At 51.9% G+C, this 18,094-nt stretch carries 13 protein-coding genes; 5 read left to right on the top strand and 8 right to left on the bottom strand.

The genetic code is table 11. The annotated features are described in order from the left end of the window. Positions 1 to 190 precede the first annotated feature (190 nt). The 3 genes from VV869_RS07245 (at position 191) to ald (ending at position 5,209) form a co-directional block, all read left to right on the top strand. Positions 191 to 3,115, top strand: coding sequence for a sensor domain-containing protein (locus VV869_RS07245; RefSeq protein ID WP_337734319.1), 2,925 nt, complete (start codon positions 191 to 193; stop codon positions 3,113 to 3,115). A gap of 51 nt (positions 3,116 to 3,166) precedes the next feature. After that, on the top strand, positions 3,167 to 3,433 hold the full coding sequence (locus VV869_RS07240; RefSeq protein WP_337734318.1) for a hypothetical protein: 267 nt from the start codon (positions 3,167 to 3,169) through the stop codon (positions 3,431 to 3,433). A 660-nt stretch (positions 3,434 to 4,093) separates the two neighbouring features. Then, entirely contained in the window at positions 4,094 to 5,209 is a 1,116-nt protein-coding gene (gene ald, locus VV869_RS07235) for an alanine dehydrogenase (protein ID WP_337734316.1), read from the top strand. A gap of 726 nt (positions 5,210 to 5,935) precedes the next feature. On the opposite strand, the gene VV869_RS07230 is transcribed toward ald, so the two are convergent. From VV869_RS07230 to VV869_RS07220, 3 genes are all read right to left on the bottom strand, one after another. After that, positions 5,936 to 6,583 (bottom strand): murein L,D-transpeptidase catalytic domain family protein, encoded by a 648-nt coding sequence (locus VV869_RS07230; RefSeq protein WP_337734315.1) that lies wholly within the window; start codon positions 6,581 to 6,583, stop codon positions 5,936 to 5,938. 514 nt (positions 6,584 to 7,097) lie between these two features. Then, complete coding sequence (locus tag VV869_RS07225) at positions 7,098 to 10,223, bottom strand: chitinase C-terminal domain-containing protein (protein WP_337734314.1); 3,126 nt, start codon at positions 10,221 to 10,223, stop codon at positions 7,098 to 7,100. A gap of 287 nt (positions 10,224 to 10,510) precedes the next feature. Further along, on the bottom strand, positions 10,511 to 11,158 hold the full coding sequence (locus tag VV869_RS07220) for a YccT family protein (protein ID WP_337734313.1): 648 nt from the start codon (positions 11,156 to 11,158) through the stop codon (positions 10,511 to 10,513). 131 nt (positions 11,159 to 11,289) lie between these two features. Between VV869_RS07220 and VV869_RS07215 the strand changes: the two genes are divergently transcribed. After that, positions 11,290 to 12,051, top strand: coding sequence for a sulfite exporter TauE/SafE family protein (locus tag VV869_RS07215; protein WP_337734391.1), 762 nt, complete (start codon positions 11,290 to 11,292; stop codon positions 12,049 to 12,051). Positions 12,052 to 12,168: 117 nt separating this feature from the next. Here the strand turns inward: VV869_RS07215 and VV869_RS07210 are convergent, their stop codons facing one another. After that, the gene (locus tag VV869_RS07210) at positions 12,169 to 13,359 is read right to left on the bottom strand and encodes a class I SAM-dependent methyltransferase (RefSeq protein WP_337734312.1); all 1,191 of its coding nucleotides are present in this window, start codon (positions 13,357 to 13,359) and stop codon (positions 12,169 to 12,171) included. A 153-nt stretch (positions 13,360 to 13,512) separates the two neighbouring features. Continuing rightward, complete coding sequence (locus VV869_RS07205) at positions 13,513 to 14,913, bottom strand: methyl-accepting chemotaxis protein (RefSeq protein WP_337734311.1); 1,401 nt, start codon at positions 14,911 to 14,913, stop codon at positions 13,513 to 13,515. Positions 14,914 to 15,003: 90 nt separating this feature from the next. Here VV869_RS07205 and yccX point away from each other — a divergent pair, with 90 nt between their 5' ends. Next, positions 15,004 to 15,276, top strand: a complete 273-nt coding sequence (gene yccX / locus VV869_RS07200) for an acylphosphatase (RefSeq protein WP_337734310.1) — start codon at positions 15,004 to 15,006, stop codon at positions 15,274 to 15,276. A gap of 59 nt (positions 15,277 to 15,335) precedes the next feature. On the opposite strand, the gene tusE is transcribed toward yccX, so the two are convergent. The 3 genes from tusE to VV869_RS07185 form a co-directional block, all read right to left on the bottom strand. Beyond that, positions 15,336 to 15,665 carry a sulfurtransferase TusE gene (tusE, locus tag VV869_RS07195; RefSeq protein ID WP_337734309.1) on the bottom strand — a complete coding sequence of 110 codons (330 nt, stop codon included), beginning with the start codon at positions 15,663 to 15,665 and terminating at the stop codon, positions 15,336 to 15,338. 161 nt (positions 15,666 to 15,826) lie between these two features. Continuing rightward, a complete protein-coding gene (locus VV869_RS07190; RefSeq protein ID WP_337734308.1) occupies positions 15,827 to 16,492 on the bottom strand; it encodes a Bax inhibitor-1/YccA family protein in 666 nt (221 codons plus the stop codon). Positions 16,493 to 16,853: 361 nt separating this feature from the next. Next, complete coding sequence (locus VV869_RS07185) at positions 16,854 to 18,065, bottom strand: transporter substrate-binding domain-containing protein (RefSeq protein WP_337734307.1); 1,212 nt, start codon at positions 18,063 to 18,065, stop codon at positions 16,854 to 16,856. Between the last annotated feature and the right edge of the window lie 29 nt (positions 18,066 to 18,094).

Genomic DNA, 18,094 nt, shown 5'->3' with positions numbered 1-18,094 from the left:
GTAACAGACAGATGGCAAAATTTCGGGATATAGTGATACATATCAATATTTTGAAACTTTGATCTTCCTCCCATTAGACGCTCACTTTAATAAACCAGTTTCATCATGTAGAGTCTCACTCCGTTTTGCCTTTGATAACCCGCGGACATAACCGGGTTACTGACCAAGTCTGACTATTGCTAAGCGAGTGATGAATACCACGATTGAAAATGCGCTCAAGCGCTTACATGGGAATCAACTGTTTGATGAAGCCACGCATCTGCTGTATGAGTTCTTATCACCGAAGCACTGTTTTATTGGCTGTTTTGATGAGACAAGGCACTATGCCAGCACCTTGTCCTACCGGATCCAGGGTGAGCTGAGTGATCCGTTTACCTATCCACTGACAGGGACACCATGTCAGCTGGTCCAGCATGGCAGTCAGGCTTGCAGCTATCCGGCGAATATCAAGGCGCTGTTTCCGAACGATATCGCGCTCCAGAGCATGAATGTCGAGGGTTACCTCGGGATCCCCGTCTTTACCGACAGCGACGAGGCCGTTGGCATCATTGTCTGCCTGTTTGATCGACCGTACCAACACACGGAGGCCGCACAGCAGTGGTGCCAGGATTTGAGCTACCTGCTCGGGGTCGAACTGAAATACACCCAGCTGTTGTCCAAACAGGAAAAATTGTTGTGGGAGCTCGAAGAGGGCCAACGGGTGGCGAAGGTCGGTAGTTGGTTCTGGGATCTGACCGCGGACACTATTTCCTGGAGCCGGGAAATCTACCGGATCTACGGGATTGAAGATACCGGCCTTACGCCTTCGATTGATTTGCTCTCAGAATTCATCCATCCCGAAGATCGGGAATGGGTGCTGAGTTCATTGCATGATTCGATTGAATCCGATTCAGTCAGTTATAACCTGGTCCACCGGGCGCAACTGGCCGATGGCTCGATCAAATATTTGCGCAAGCGTGCAGATGTGATCCGGGATAAACAGGGCAAGCCGCTGCTGATGCGGGGGACGGTGCATGATGTGACTGATGTGTACCAGATCTCGGCGAAGCTGACCAAAACATCACACAAACTCAATACCACCTTTAACTCGGTTGAAGAGGGGATTTGGGAATATGATCTGATCAGCGAGGAGTTTTTCACCTCGCCGAAATTCTGGAATATTCTCGGCCGGGACAAACCGCAAGACGGCAGTGATTTTGCAGAGTGGATTGAATGCATTCATCCGGAAGATCGCGCCGAAGGACTGAGTTTTTTCCAGCGCTTTATTCAGCAGAATTTTACCAGCGTGTTCCAGTTTGAGTTTCGACTCAGCGAGAAACGCTTTCCGGAGCTGATCGAAGGTAACGAGCGCTGGCTGAAGCTCAAAGGAAGTGTCATTGCAAAAAATGACAAAGGTGAGCCGACCCGCATTGCCGGGATTCAGCGCGACATCACCAACACCGTTGAAGCGCGTCGCCAGTTGAACCGCGCCCAGGTGGTGTTTGACAATACCTCCGAATGTATCCTGATCACTGATCGCCATAACAAGATTATCTCGGTGAACCGGGCGTTCGAACAAACGACGGGCTACCGGGAAAAAGAGCTGCTGGGCCAGACGCCGAGTGTGCTTTCCTCAGGCCTGCATGAGAAAGAATACTATCAGGATCTCTGGTACAGCCTGACGACAATGGGGCACTGGAAAGGCGAGGTCTGGAACAAACGCAAGAACGGTGAGATCTATCCGGAAGAGATGTCGATCAATGTGATCCGGGACAGCAACGATGAAGTCATTAACTATGTCGCCGTGTTCCGCGACATTAGCCATTGGAAGAAAGCAGAAGAGCAGCTGACCTTCTTCGCGTACTGCGATCCGCTCACCGGGTTAGTCAACCGCCGGAGCTTTGTGCACCGGGTTGAGAAAAAAATTAATTCGGTGAGCAAGAAAAGCCAGGTCTTTTCCCTGTTGTTCATCGATATGGATGACTTTAAGTCGATTAACGATCTGTACGGCCATGATTTCGGGGACCGGGTGCTGACCCATATTGCCGAGCGGCTGAAGGAGCAGTTTACGGAGAACGATAACATTTGCCGCTATGGCGGCGATGAGTTCTGTGTGTTGCTGCCCGACAGCGGGGCGAACGAAGCAAAAGACATCGCCCATGAGGTAGTTGCAACAATTTCCAAGCCGCTGCTGATTGATGGCATCACGATTAATACCACGGTGAGTATCGGGGTGTCGACCTACCCGGATAGCGGCACGACGCATCATGCGTTGCTCAAGAATGCCGACTATGCCATGTATAACATGAAAGGCCGGGGGCGTAACGGTGTTTGCGAGTATGACGGCGATCTTCAGTCTGAGTATTTGCAGAAACTCCGGCTGCGGGATCGGTTGAAAAATGCCATCGCTGATGAAGCTCTGACGGTCTATTATCAGCCGATTGTGGATGCTCAGAGCGGTAATATTTCGAAGTTCGAAGCCCTGGTGCGCTGGTTTGATGGTGTGGAAGGCTTTGTCTCCCCGGCGGTGTTTATCCCGCTGGCGGAAAAATACGGCTTGATTAAACAGCTGGGCTCTTTTGTGCTGCATAAAGCTTGTCGCGATTTGAAAACGCTCCACGACGCCGGATTTGACACGGTGAGCTTCTCGGTCAATCGCTCGGTGAAAGAGTTTATCAACAACGCGGAAGAAGAGCAGGTGTGGGAGGTGATCCAGCACTATGGCCTGCCGGATAACGCGATCATTATTGAAATCACGGAATCGATCGCGTCCAAAGAGAGCAGCGATATTCAGTGTCTGCTGAACCATTTTAAGCAACGGGATATCAAAGTAGCGATGGATGACTTCGGTACCGGGTACTCGTCGCTTAGCGCGGTGGTTGAGCTCCGGCCGGATATCATCAAAATCGACCGCGAGTTTATCAAAGACATCGAGCAAAGCAGTGATAGCCAAACTCTTGTGTCGTTGATCATAGATCTCAGCAAAAAGCTCGGGATCCAGGTGGTGGCCGAAGGCGTTGAAACCCAAGAGCAACTGGCGTTATTGCAGGACATGAGCTGCCAGTATGTTCAGGGATTCTATTTTAGTCAGGCGGTGCCGTTTGAACGTTGCTTCACATTGCTGCAACAGCAATGAGGGCGAGATTTTGTTACACTGCGTCTGCGAAACTGATGAGCAGGTTAAATTATGCAAAATGATGAAATCATGAACGGTGACATGCTGGTTGAAACGATCGAAAACCAGTTGGCCGACGGGAACCCGATCAAAGTGAAAGAAACGCTGATGCGTTTGATGATGACCGGCACCCCGAGGGAAGAAGCCATTGAAATGATGGCATGTGCCCTGTCTGTTGAAGTGTATGATGTTGCCAAAAATGACGGTAGCTTTAACCTCAAGCGTTATTCTGAAAATCTTAACGCCCTCCCGGATATGCCTTGGGAGTTTGAGGACTAACATGCCTTAACCCAAAAAGCCGCGAAAGCGGCTTTTTTTGTCTCTGAATTTCGCCATTCAAACGGTGTTTATTTTATTTGTTCCTATTTAAAATCAGTGTCTTAAATACTAATTCCGATATCAGATCCCCGTCGGTAACCGCGTGTTACGATGATGCCTGTTCGGTATTTAATCGCAATTTCCCCCGGAAAAGTGACTTACGGGTGACATTGAACCGGCGTTTGGCTCGCTGGGCGAAGGTGAATGGGAATGTTGATTTTGTGTGATGAAATGTAATAGCCCTGATTCGCAGCAATATCGCGCATTGAACCTGAAATCATGCTGCAGAAGTAAGAAATTCTGTATTTTATCCTGTTGGAATTGTGTTTTTTTGGCCTCGCAGTCGGTATTTGGCACTTTCTCCATAGAGATTATTTCTATATATGCTGCTCACGGCAGGGATTATCACTAGATAAGCAACAAATGATGGTCAGGTGGTCTAATTTGTGCTCGAAAATCCAATTTTTGTTGTGTGAGCTAGGTCAAAAACAGTTTATTGTGCCAGTTTAGAAGAAAATACTAGATGGATTTGTTGGAACTAGGTTAAAAAACGGTGACACATTCCGGTCTTTTTTCATTATTGTGTACATAACTTTTAAACGAGTCAGCAAGGATATAATAATGATTATCGGTGTACCTAAAGAGATTAAAGTTCATGAATACCGTGTAGGTATGGTTCCTGCTTCTGTAAGCGAAGCTGTGGCACATGGACATACTGTGTATGTTGAAACACAAGCGGGTACAGGTATCGGCTTCAGCGATCAGGACTACATTGATGCCGGTGCTCAAATTCTGCCAACAGCAGAAGCGGTTTTTGCCGAATCAGAAATGATTGTCAAAGTTAAGGAGCCGCAAGCTGTTGAGCGTGCGATGCTTCGTGAAGGTCAAATCCTGTTTACTTACCTGCACCTGGCCCCGGACCCAGAGCAGACTAAAGACTTGGTCAACAGCAAAGCTGTTTGTATCGCTTACGAAACAGTAACTGACGATAACGGCCGTCTGCCTCTGCTGGCGCCAATGTCTGAAGTCGCGGGCCGTATGTCTATCCAGGCTGGTGCTTTTGCACTGGAGAAATCCAAAGGCGGTCGCGGCATGCTGCTTGCTGGTGTTCCAGGTGTTGAGCCTGCGAAAGTTGTTATTATCGGTGGTGGTGTCGTTGGTGCTAACGCTGCACAAATGGCCGTTGGTATGCGTGCAGATGTTGTCGTTCTGGACCGTAGCATTGATGCGCTGCGCAAGCTGGACGCTCAGTTCGAAGGTAAAGTGAAGTGCGTTTACTCAACGAAAGATGCGATTGAGAAACACGTTCTGGAAGCTGACTTGGTCATTGGTGGTGTTCTGGTTCCTGGTGCCTCTGCACCGAAACTGGTGACTGCTGAGATGGTCAAGAAAATGAAACCAGGCGCGGCCATTGTTGACGTTGCAATCGACCAGGGCGGTTGTGTTGAAACTTCTCATGCGACCACGCACAGCGACCCAACTTACATTGTTGACGATGTTGTTCACTACTGTGTTGCGAACATGCCTGGCGCGGTTGCCCGTACCTCAACGTTTGCGCTGAACAACGTAACGCTGCCATACATCCTGAAGCTGGCAAACAAAGGTTACAAAGCTGCACTGCAAGAAGACAAGCACCTGATGAACGGCCTGAACGTTTACCGTGGCCAAATCACTTGTGACGAAGTTGCAGAAGCACTGAACCTGCCATTCGTTTCAGCTGAAGAAGCACTGGCATAATTGCCATTTAGGTTAGTGTCGGAAAATCCCTGCCTTCGCGCAGGGATTTTTTTTGACTGTAAATCTGGCCGTGAGCTCCCTACGAACCTTGCTCGATCCCAGAGCTCAGACTCTAAGAAACAAGAGTGGTGATGGTCGTTGGGGTGAGCAAATCCGGGCTGACAAAGGTTTCATAGACAGATGTTTGGCTCGATTTAAATTGAAGAACTGCGAGGTAAAGGGATTCAAGGCAAAGAAATGCACGGAAAAGAAACGTGCAGTAAATCGATAATGGTAAATAACTGTTGACCCAAAGATGTCTGCTCGTTAGATATGCAGATAAAGGCATTGCATCAGAGAATAATGAAAATGAATGTCTTGCAGTGATGCAGAAAGTTGACTGCCCGCCATGGAGTCGTGGATTATTACTATCATCGGTTGATGACTAAAAGTGCAGGTCATGAAATATCTTTGCTTATTCAATGACATTCGTGGGTCGAAACCATTTATGGACTTAATGACATTTACTGTCAGCGGGATGATGATTGGAATAAAGTGAATGACTCGGGTGAGTGCTATTTTGGATATAACTGCCTAGAAATGAATTCACCAAATAAGTGGCTCAATTGAAAGTCAGTCTGAATTAAATTAATAAAAAAGGTATGACATATGCGTCATACCTTTGCCGTGAAGCGAGTGAGATGAATCGTTGTTGGTCTTATTCAATTATGTGAATGACCGGATGACTCAGGCGTGTGCGTAAATGACACTGCCGCCTTTAATGGTATCAATAATCTGGCGCGATAATCCGCTCGGTAGTGCAGGGCAACCCCAGCTCCGTCCCAGATAGCCATGGCGTTTGACGAAAGACTCTGTGGCGTAGTTGGCGCCGTGGATCACAATGTAACGACGTCGGGCATTGTCGTTGATACCGCGGGTCATGCCGTCTAGTTTCAGGGAGTAGCCGTTGCCGCCGTAGTAGGTTGTGTCGGTCAGAAAGGTACCCAGCGAGGTTTGCCGGGAATTGACCCGATTAGAGAAGCGGGTTGCTTTGCGTCCGCCGCTGTTCACACCATGGGAGACATAAGTGCGATAGATCAGCTTGTTCCGATTGAGATCAATGACGAAAAAGCGTTTTTCTGTGGATGGCTTACTGTAGTCAATGATGGTCAGAATTTGCTTTTTTCTGCCCGGCGTCTGGTAATACGCGTTATACCCTTCTTTAAATACTTGATAATCAACCACACCTTTTAGTTTCGCTTCCTGATAGACATGGTTGATGATCGATTCCGGCGTTTTTTGATTGCTGTATGTATTGCCGTGAGTCTTACTTGCAAAACTTGTGATCGGCAGAAATAAAAAAATCAGAACGAACAGGTTAATCGCTTTTTTCATGGTCCTTGTTAAACACTCTATTGTTCGACTTATGGTTAATATGGCGAGACTTTACCATAAAATTGGTACAAGTTTAGTCCGGCGTGTTGTACCCGAAGAGGAAGGTGGGCGCAAAAAAGTCCTGTTAATTTGAGGAATGAAATTGGAAAATGGCCAATTTACATTTGGTTAGAACATGAATATTTTATTATCGACAGCCCCGGTGCCAGAAGAATCCTAAGCGCTGGAAATATGAAATGCTCATTAATAATATTTTTATAAATACTTGTTTATAGGATGCAAATATCGATGACGGATTTGTTAATTATGAATTATTGGCCATCGAACTGTTTGTGCATTTTTTGAGCGCAATCTCGCATTTTTCCTGGTGATAAAACCGTCAAAAAGCTGATGTTTTGTTTGACTTCGGGTGATGTAATTTTGACTATTTTGTGAGCTACTGTTTCGGTGATACTGGCGGGGGGATAAAAGCGCGGGGCATAGACCCCGCGCTGGTAGATGACGTGTGACGGTTTTATAAGGTACAGACTTCTTTCCAGGTGTTGTCACTGCCCGGAATTGAGTTGGACCACCAAATGGCTTCGTAGATCACGCCGTTATAGATGATCTTATCTCCTTGGTTGGCATGGCTCGGGTTTCCGGCCCAATCGGTCTGCGGCCAGTTCGGGTAGGTGTTGATCCCTGTGGTAACACATTCGCCCGGTGTACCACCTCCGTTACCGGTGCTGATATCACCCAGCGGCAGGTCCGGTTGCTCGAACTTGAATGCATAGTTTTTACCATTCACATTGACGCTGTAGTTTGCCGGTCCGGAAATCGGCAGATAATAAACCATATCCAGCTCGTAGGTTCCGCCGGCCGGCAGGCTCTTCCAGGTTGGTAAGGTAAAGGCAACCCGGTGCATCGGGCCATCCAGCCCGCCAATGTTGTTCGCGCGGGTATGGCCAGAGGCAATCACCTTGAGACCACCACCCGACTGATCTTTGGCGTTATCGGGGGCAGAAACCGGAATATCAAACTGGAATTCCGTACCGCCCGGCAGCGCTTGACCGGTATTGTTGGTAAAGGTGATCTTCGGATTAATCGGGTAGTTCTGATCGCCAACCTTGAAACCGCTGATGGCAATGGTGATATCCAGTGCTTCGGTCGGGATGGCACCAGTCGCAACGCTATTACCGTAAGGCGTCGCAGCCTTGAACTTGTTATAGATGGCTTGGGTCATGGTGTTCCCCATGTGGTATTCACCATTGCCGGTCTTACAAGCATTTTCGGTCAAATCCACCGCGCCTCGGTTGCCGTTGGCATCTAGGGTATAGCAGTTGTAGTCCCCGGCCAGCTCCCAGAACATAATCCCACCAATCCCTTTGTCGATGACATAGTCAGCTTTGACATTGATCGACTGCTCATCTTCGGTGGACAGGAAGACTTTCTTCTCCGCGTTCCACAGCCAAGGGGCGACTGCGACGCTGTCATAGTGACGGGTGTAGGTGCCGACCAGCGGATCGGTGTTCGGGTTCAGACCGTACGCGGCAGTGTAAGAGCCGTAAACCCCCTGAGCCAGGTTCAGGGCGTGCCACATAGGGTTCGAGCCTGCCCCCATTTCATCACCGGCAGCATTTTGGTCATGCCAGAGGTTATCCAGTCCCATGGCACCGTGGCCGCAGTTATTTTTCTCGCCTTCGCCGGTACCCGGCGCACACTGGGTTTGATCCGGTAGGGCCGCGCGTCCCCAGAGACCATTTTCACCCCCGGTGACCCCTTGCCAACCCCGGGTGTAATAAGGCACGCCAATATTGATCCGGCCGGCCGGCATGGAGCCGCGGAAGTAATGGTAGGCCCAGTCTGTGTTGAGGTAACCGATGCCGCCGTACGCGGCGGTGTTGTACACGTTCCACATGGCCAATTCGGAATCTTTTCCGGTATCGTACAGCGCAGCATTGTGCCCGACATGATCGTTCCAGGCACCATGGAGGTCATACGACATGATGTTGACGTAATCCAGATACTGGGTAACCGCCATGGTTTCCATACCGCGTAGCAGGTAGCCGGAGGACGGCGCGGCAATCGTGAGCATGTAGTGTGTGCCGTCGGCGGCACTGGCGCGGTCGAGCTTCTCGCGCAGCACGCGCATGAGCTCATGATAGGATTTCATCAGGTGCGGGCGGCGAGGCTCTGCGAACGCAACATCATCCGGATTCCCGGCACCGGACATGCTGGTTGGATATTCATAGTCGATATCCAGACCGTCAAATTTGTATTGGCGCATCATGGCGACGGCGGAATCGGCAAAGGTCTCGATACCGGCGTGGTTGATGCTGCCGTCGGCGTTCGTGGTCATGGTGTAGAAACCGCCGTCCGCGACGCGTTGGCCATCGGCACCGAAGTGGCCGCCGGTTTCAGCCCAGCCCCCGATCGAGATCAGCGTTTTGACTCCGTGTTTGGCTTTGGCGGTGGCAAGTGCCCCGAAATGACCTTTGAAGCCCAAGGCCGTATCGATTTCAACGCCATCCCATGTCAGGCCGACAGCCGGGTTGGTCGGATCGTTGACATTGCCGATATTGACCTTGCCGTCAGAGCCGATGCTGACGAAAGCATAGTTAATATGGGTCAGCTGCTCCCAGGGGATGTCGTTGACCAGATAGGAGGTTTGCGGATCGTTGCCCGCACGCCAGCTGGTGAAGTAACCAATGACTCGGCGAGGGTGATCTGCGCCCATCTGTTCACGGCCTTCGGCATCGTAGACCGTACAGTATGGAACATTCACCCCTTCGGTCTGGTAGAGGCCGTCAGGGCGGCAGTTGTTGGCGGCGGCGCCGGTAACGGTGAGTTGCACTGCGGCAGAGTCTGTGGTGGCACCCAGGTTATCGGTCGCACGGGCAACAATGGCCAGGGCACCCGGCTGCGTGGCGGTATAGCTCAGGGTGTATGGAGCGGACGCCACGGTGCCGATCAGGTTTCCGGCGACAAAGAAATCGACTTTATCGACGCTGCCGTCGCTGTCGGCTGCCTGGGCCGTCAGGGTGACGGCAGCACCCACTTCAACCGTTGCTACGGATAGTGCTACATCCACGGTTGGGGCGGCATTACCGGTATCCGGCTGCTGTACGGTCACGGCCACTGTGGATTTAGAAACCGCCCCGAGATTGTCAAACGCCTTGGCGGTAATGGTATGGCTGCCGGCGGTTGCGGTCCAAGTGGTGGTGTAGGGTGCATTTTGGACCGTCGCGAGCAGGGTTTGGCCGAGGTAAAACTCAACCTTGGCAATAGTCCCGTCGCTGTCACTGGCATCGGCGGCAATCGTGACTTGATTGCCTGCGGTGAGCGGGCCGCCGGTAGGGGAGGTCAGTGACACCGTCGGGGCAACGTTTCCGGTCGGTGCACAGTCATCAATGAAACGCCACTCCTGACTCGGCCCTGAGTGGGTTGCCGGATTGCTGCCTTGGTTCCACCATTTGGCCTCGTAAACTTTATTTCCTTCCTGAACCTGCGCCCCACCGGAGTAGGCCGCCCCGCTGTTCCACGCTTCGATCGATGTACAGTCCATTGCTGCCTGGGCATTGAAGGCCAGCAGGCACGAAACGGCAAGGGCGCTGAGCCTGAAACTGGTCTTCAGGATAGCTCCCTGTTTTGAGTGAGTCATTGTTTCATCCTTAAGTCATTGTTTATTATTGGTCAAAATATCAATTACGGCATATTATTGCTTTATGTTTGCCGTGAAAGAACTATAGGAAACTTGCCAAAATTGAAGCGACTTGTTGTGATGATTTACACGATGACTCGCAAAAACAGGTGATTGTTTAATCTGTTTTTGTGCTTAATTTGCCCAAGAAATCAAATTAAGGGAAAGAAAGAGGTCTGATCTGCAAGACAAAGAGCAGCCGGCTCCGGGAATTGACCTGAAAGAGCAGGCTGCTGATCGAGCGGACGTTATTGAGCTGGTGCTTGTTGGTTAATCTGGGCTCTGAAGCGCTCGCGGGTGGCTGCATCGGCTTGTTCGTACCAGTAGAACAGCATGTTCTCTGCCACATTCTGACCCTTCGCAGGCGTTGCCGCACTCGCGGTTGTTGGTGCCGCAACCAGTTGCGGCGTTGGTGTGACGGCCAGTGATGCCAGAGCGGCCGGGGCATTGGTCAGGTTATAGGCCTGGATCTCTTTTTCGTAATCGCGGCCAAATTGCATCCCGTGCTTAATTAGCTTGTCCTGGGCAAATGAAACCGACTGAGCCTGAGGATCGGTGAGGTTGAGGGTTGGGCTCTTATCGAAGCGGCGAACTTCCTGGGCAGTCCGGAGCTTCGGCAATTCCAGTTGGTAGGTCGTATCCTGACCGGAAAATTTGATGATGATGACTTCGGATTTATAGAGCTTGTATTCCCCGTTTGCACGGTAGTTATCCTGATAGCGGAAAGCAATCTGGTGTTCACCGTTTTGCAGAGTGAGCGTCTCATTGCCCGTTGCTTTCTTGCCGTTGACCAATACCAGTTCGCTGCTGTAAGGCAGTTCGACTTTAACCTCCGCGAGGGCGGCAGTGCTAAGGCCACAGGCCGCAAGCGCAAGTAGGGCTGTATGAAGTTTCATGTCTGTTCCTTGATAATTCTAATATTCCGGCAGTGTCGCGCTAAGGCGCTGAATATAACCTGAATAGGCTGGTCTGTGCGACAGAGAATAATGTATAACTATGAAGATGTTAAATGGAGAGTACACTTTATATGGATATGACGCTGCTTCAGGTGCTGCTGTTGCTGGGCACGGGTTTTTTGGCCGGAATAATTAATACGTTGGCCGGAGGCGGCTCGAACCTGACGCTTCCGGCGCTGATGGTGATGGGGATGCCGGCAGAAGTGGCCAATGCCACCAATCGGGTGGGCGTGCTGATCCAGGGTATTACTGCGGTGTCGGGTTTTCGTCAGCACGGAAAACTGGAGACCGATGACACCGTACCGATCCTGATCCCGACCGTGATTGGTGGTTTGCTCGGCGCTGCTGGGGCAGCTTACGCGCCTTCGGCCTGGGTGAAACCGCTGCTGCTGGGGACCATGCTGACGATGGCGCTGGTTATTTTACTGCGTCCTTCGATTGTTGCGCCAGAGCCCGGTACGCCGACGCGGAAAGTCCGGCAAACACCGAGTGCCTGGCTCGGACTTGGGCTGGCCGGCTTCTATGGCGGCTTTGTTCAGGCCGGGGTTGGCTTCGTGTTACTGGCGGCACTGGCCGGGACGCTGCGCTACGATTTGGTGCGGGCCAACGCACTCAAAATGTTTTGTACCGTGGTGTTTACTCTGGTCGCGCTGGTGTTGTTTATAGTTGAAGATCTGGTGCTGTGGGGGCCGGGACTCGTTCTGGCTTTCGGTACCATGTTTGGCGCGCACCTGGCGGTAAAAATGGCCATTAAGGCCAAACCGGAAACCCTGAAATGGTTTTTGTTTGTGATGACGCTGTGCGGGTGTATTGCTGCAATGCTTACGGACTAACGCGACTTGCGCTAAGGCGGTGCATCAGAATCAAGCTGGCGTCCGAGGCATTGATTGCGGGTGCCTGGGGAAGTTCAGGTTATCCGGCCGAACAGGTGCCGGCCGGATAATGCCCGATTATTTCACGTAGCAGGCGAAGCCTTTGAGGTAAAACCCTTCCGGATACGCACTATCAAGCGGGTGATCCGCCGCCTGACTGAATCGTTCGATGAACTGCACTTCACGCTGGGCATCCAGTGCCGCATCGGCAATGATCTTCTGGAACAGCTGGTTGTCCATCAATCCGGAGCATGAGTAAGTCAGCAGCGTACCGCCCGGCTTCAGGATTTGCATCGCCAGCATGTTGATGTCTTTGTAGCCGCGACACGCGCCGGTCAGCTGTGACTTGGATTCGGCAAATTTCGGCGGATCCATGATCACCACATCAAACAGCTCCCCACGGTCGCGATATTCGCGCAGCAGCTTGAACACATCAGCATTGAGGAATTCGGCATTCTCAAACGGCAGTGCGTTGATTTCGGCATTGTGTCGTGCGGTATCGAGCGCCGGCTGCGATACATCAACATTGACCACCTGGCTGGCACCGCCTTTGAGGGCGTACAGGCCAAAGCCACCGGTGTAGCAGAAACAGTTCAGGACACGTTTGCCGTTGACATATTTCACTGCGCCCTGGCGGCTGTCACGCTGGTCGAGATAGAAGCCAGTCTTATGGCCGCCGACGATATCGACGTTGATTTTGACGCCGTTCTCTTCAATGGTGACGAATTTCGGCGGTGTTTCACCGGACAGGACACCGGTGCGCTGCTTCAGGCCTTCTTTTTTCCGCACCGAGACGTCTGAACGTTCGTACACGCTACACTCGGGGTAGCAGCGATTCAGCGCTTCAACCAATGCGTCTTTTTGCGCTTCGGCACCGGCACTGAGCAGCTGGCAGACCAGGAAATTCTGGTAGCGATCGATGGTGATCCCCGGCAAACCGTCAGATTCGGCTGCAATCAGGCGATAACCGGTCAGGCCGTCGCGCTCAGCCAGGATGTCGCGCAGGCCCTGGGCTGCGTTGAGTCGGTTGACAAAGAAATCGACGTCAATGGATTCATCTCGTTCAAAGGTCCATACCCGCACTCGGATCTGAGATTGCGGTGAGTAGGCGCCCCGTGCCAGCCATTCCCCTTTGTGGTCGTAAATCTCAACGGTTTCACCCAGCGAAGGTTGACCTTCGACCCGTTGAATACCGCGAGAAAAAACCCAAGGATGGCGGCGGCGCAGTGATTTTTCCCGGCCTTTGACCAGATAGATTGAAGCTGTCATGACATGCCCAAATATGGAATTCAGAATGGTCGCGTATTATGTTGTCAGGGCTGCGGAAAAGCAAATTTATCTGGTGACGGAAACCGTCGGGAAGTGAAGAGAAAGCAGGGCGTATCCCCGATACGCCCGCTCAGGCCGGAAGGCCGATTCTGATTAGGCTTTGAGCCCGCTCATCAAAGATTCCAGAACTTCGGCCTGCTGGTTCAGGCGCTCAATGTCATTGGCCGATTCGGTGATAGCCAGGCAGATTTGATTCGACTGTGAGCGAACCTGCTCAACATTGTTGGCAATGTTGTCTGCCACGGCACCTTGCTGCTCTGCCGCGGCTGCGATTTCCGTGCTGCGATCAGAAATATGCTGATTGCGCTCGGTGATCTGGGTGATGTCGCTATCCACCCCGTTCATCAATTGTTCGCTGCTGCCGGCATTGTCGACCGTACTCTTCATCACGTGCATTAACTGTCGGCTGTTTTGCTGCAGGGACTCGATCATCTGCTGGATCTCAACGGTGGCTTTTTGCGTCCGGCCGGCCAGGGTGCGAACTTCGTCGGCAACGACTGCAAAACCACGGCCCTGCTCGCCAGCCCGGGCGGCCTCGATGGCGGCATTCAGCGCCAGCAGGTTGGTTTGCTCCGATATCCCGTTAATCGTGGTAACCACGTCATCGATTTTCGCGGCATTGCTATCCAGCGCTGCAACGGCATCGGCGGCCTGGGCAATTTCCGCACTCAGTACAGCGATGGCGGTGCGGGTTTGGTCAACCTGGGCTCGTCCTTGCTCGGACACTTGTTGGGCCTCGCGTGTCTGCTCCGATGTTTCATGGGCATGGGTGGCAACTTCCCGAATGGACGTGGCCATTTCTTCAGTTGCACTGGCCAGGGAATCCAGGTGCTGTTGTTGCTCGGAAGAGAGGGATTCACTCTGGTGGCTGCGCTGGCGCAAACTACTGCTGATTTGCTGCATCAGGGCAATGGCTTCCTGAGTCGCCTTGACCAGCTGTTGTTCACGCTCACTGACGCTGTCGATGGTAATGGCGAGCAGACTGAACTCATCCCGGACCTTGAAGAAGTTCAAACGGTTGGTTAAATCACCGTCCGCCAGCGCCTGGAGCGCTTTGTGGGTGGTGAACATCGCGCCGCCGATAAAGGTCATGATGTAGTACACCGCCGCCAGGACAAACAACAGGATCACCCCGATAGTACTGATCTCCACCGGAGTCAGAAAGCCCAGCACACCACTGTTTTCCACGGCCATGATGCTGTAGCGCATACCGGGGACTGTTGCGGAGAGTTTGCCACTACCGACCTGAAAACCCGACGGCGCAATCATTCGGGCCGCGTCCGCTTGCGCAACCTGGTATTCAGCCAGCAGATTGGCTGTGGCTGACAGTTGATGAGTTGTAAATTCAAGGCGTTGCTCATCGGCCGCATCGACTAAAATGGCACTAATACTCAAAACTGCGAGGAGGGGCAACATAAAGAGTAAATAGAACTTTTCCTGAATTGTGATATGAATGAGATACTTATCGATCCATCGAAAGGCAACTTCTTTCATGAGGGTATCCTGTGAGATCCGCGGAGATGCGGCTTTACTGATAAATTACTCTGTATTATCGGTTTTTATTGTGAAATCTTGAGGTGATATATGTCACAAATTTGTGTAAAGGTCATGATTAAAGGAATGGTTCAAGGGGTGGGGTTTCGATTTCATACGGCCCACGAAGGGCTGAAGTTTGGGTTAGCCGGGTACGCGAAAAATCTGCCGGATGGCAGTGTCGAAGTGCTGGCTTGCGGTGAAGAAGCGCAGGTCAAACAGCTGGTGCAATGGTTGCAGCAAGGTCCGAGAGCTTCCCGGGTAGATAAGGTGGAGACCGAGGCATTGGCTTGGCGCCATGTCGATGGCTTTGAAATTATGTAACGGCCCGGGAGCAATCGCCGCCGGGCCAGAGATGGCACGTACCTGTGAGGGGCTGCCGGTTAGATACATTTCACCGGTTTTGGGAGCCCGGCTAGTTTGGTGGCTTGTTTCGCCGGCCCTTTCGGGAACAGCTTATACAGGTAACGGGAGTTCCCTTTCTCTTCCCCGTACTTTTTCGCCATCGCTTTAACCAACATCCGGATCGCCGGTGAGGTTTTAAACTCCAGATAAAAATCACGCACAAAATGCACGACTTCCCAGTGTGCTTCACTCAGCGTGATCCCTTCTTCATCGGCCAGCAACGGAACCAGGGCTTCAGACCAGTCGTCCACGTTTTTCAGATAGCCCTGGGCATCGGTTTCGATATGTTTGCCTTCAAATTCAAGCATGATAAGCCTCGATCGGTTGAACGGGGCAAGCATAGTGATTCAGTGGGCTGGCTGCAAGTAAAAGTGTGAGCGGGACGCGGTGGATGGTGAGGGATGCGGCAATAAAAAAGCGCCCCTAGAGGCGCTTTGATGAGAGGGCCGTGAGGCCGTCTTGATGATGATTAGTCATCGCTGCCCATGATGCCCAGGATTTGCAGCAGGCTCAGGAACAGGTTGTAGATTGAGACGTACAACGTCACGGTGGCAGAAATGTAGTTGGTTTCACCGCCACGAACAATGCTCTGTGTGGTCAGCAGGATGGCAGCTGATGAGAACAGCACGAACATACCGCTAATCGCCAGCGACAGCATTGGCATTTGCAGGAAGATATTGGCAACCATCGCGACCAGAATCGCAACGAAGCCTGCCATCAACATTCCGCCCAGGAAGGACAGGTCACGCTTGGTGGTCAGGGCATAAGCAGAACATGCCATGAAGGTCAGGGCTGTGCCGCCCAGTGCCGGAACGATGGCATGACCCATGCCTGCACCGATATACATATTCAGGATCGGGCCTAGGGTGTAACCCATAAAGCCAGTCAGGGCGAAGGTAAACACCAGGCCCAGACTACTGTCACGGTTCTTCTCTGTCAGGAACATCAGACCGTAGAAGCCAACCAGCGTCAGGATCAGGCCCGGATGCGGCAGGTTCATGGCCATGGCTGCGCCGGCAATCACGGCAGACCAGACCAGCGTCAGTGAAAGCAGGAAATAAGTGTTACGAAGTACTTTGTTGGTTGACAGTACGCTTTCGTATGTTGCACTACGATTGACAATACGATCGTTCATAAATAGTCCCCTCAGGGTTCGTGATAGTTTAGCTGTTAAGACATATATTGGGGTATTCACTTATAAATGCAAGTCAGCAAAGTCTGATGAACCACTGACAACCCACCTAATGCCTCCGGTAAAGTGCTCCTTCCGATAATACTTAACAATTCATCAGCTTTGCTGTCAAAGTTGTAAATTTATGTTTCAGGCACCGGGAAGTCGTGTCAGAAATTTGTCTCGTCAGGCAAGTGAGCAGGCATTCAGGCTGGCGGGATCATTGGGCTTAGTGTCGATGTTATGGTGTGACAGTCGCGCCGGGTGTCCGATAGGAACGCCCGGCGCGGGGATATCAGCTCGCTGGCTGAACGGGTGTGCCGGCTTAACGGATTGGCGGCGCGTACTGGATGCCGCCATCCCGCCACAGGGCATTGTAACCGCGGCGAACTTTTAGCTCGGAGCTCATGCCGACGGTGCGCTCAAAGCTCTCACTGTAGTTCCCGACTTGTTTGATGATCTGGAAGCTCCAGTCATCCGCCAGACCCAGCCCTTTGCCTTTCGGGCCGTCTAGGCCGATTAAGCGGCGAATATCCGGGTCGTTGGAGTTTTTCATGTCATCAACACTGATGGAGGACACCCCGAGATCCTCGGCATGCAGCATGGTAAACAGGGTCCATTTCACAATGTCGAACCACTGTTGATCGCCATGCCGGACCGCCGGGCCGAGTGGTTCTTTAGAGATCAGCTCCGGTAAAACCACCACTGCGTCCGGATCATCCATGCCGAGGCGGTGTGCATACAGGGCTGATTGATCCGTGGTCATCACGTCGCACTTGCCGGTTTTGAAGCCGTTGATGGTCTCTTCCTCAGTGTCAAACACCACCGGGGTGTATTTCATTTCACGGAACTTAAAGTAGTCGGCTAAATTCAGCTCGGTGGTTGTACCGGACTGGACACAGACTGATTTCCCGTCTAACTCCATGGCGTTGGTCACCCCGAGGCTTTTGTTGACCATAAAGCCCTGACCATCATAGTAGTTGATGCCGGTAAAGGTGACGCCGAGGGTGGTGTCACGATGTAAGGTCCAGGTTGTGTTGCGAACCAGCAGGTCGACTTCGCCATTTTGCAGGGCGGAAAAGCGTTCTGTGGTCGTCAGCGGAATGTATTTCACTTTGGTTTTGTCGCCCAGGGCCGCTGCGGCGACTGCCTGACAGAACTCGACATCCAGCCCTTCCCATTCTCCCTTGTCATTCGGTGCGGAAAAACCTTTCAAGCCGGTACTGACCCCGCACTTGATGTAACCCAGTTTTTTCACGTTTTCGAGCGTTGAAGTGCCGTTACCGCCGCCGGATGCACTGGCCAGCTGTTTTTCTAAGCTGGCAATTTTCTGCTCCAGTGCCTGGGTATCGGCTGAGCCGGTGCCGGAGGCGGCTGGCGGGGCGGATTCGGAATCTGCGAGTTGTTGCTCGAGCGTTTGGATCTTCGCTTCCAGCGATTTGATCAGCTCTTTGTCTTGTGCATTGCTGTTGTCACAGCCAGAGAGGGTTATTGCGAGGGTCGATATGGCCAGAGAATACCTTATTATTTGCTTCATAGTCTTATCCCGTCGATCCAAATAAGGGG

This window comes from Photobacterium sp. MCCC 1A19761 (assembly GCF_037389125.1).
GTDB lineage: Bacteria > Pseudomonadota > Gammaproteobacteria > Enterobacterales > Vibrionaceae > Photobacterium.
Note: the sequence above shows the minus strand (reverse complement) of the source record. Positions and strands in the feature narration are given on the sequence as shown.